The organism is Komagataeibacter intermedius TF2 (genome assembly GCF_000964425.1).
In the GTDB taxonomy this organism is placed as follows: Bacteria; Pseudomonadota; Alphaproteobacteria; order Acetobacterales; family Acetobacteraceae; genus Komagataeibacter; species Komagataeibacter intermedius.
Window position 1 is genome coordinate 1 of the sequence record NZ_BANF01000386.1, and the last position, 217, is coordinate 217.

Here is a 217-nt window from a genome sequence, read left to right on the forward strand (position 1 = left end):
CGCTGGGTCAGCCTGACGATAAGACGCCGGATTTCCTGAATGGACCACCGGATCAGACTTGGTACGGGTTCGCTGGTCTTTTTTTGGGAGACCTGTCGTTTGCCTGTGCCCTGACCCCGGCCATCAGGGCATAGGCCAGCATGACAAGGGATACGTGACGATGCCAGCCGTGCCAGGAGCGGGTTTCATTGTGATCGAGGCCGAATTCGTTTTTGGC

The 217-nt window shown here is 57.6% G+C and carries 1 pseudogene; it reads right to left on the minus strand.

The features are described 5' to 3' along the window. Positions 1 to 52 precede the first annotated feature (52 nt). A pseudogene (locus B7449_RS20155) lies at positions 53 to 217 on the minus strand (IS701 family transposase); the annotation flags it as partial.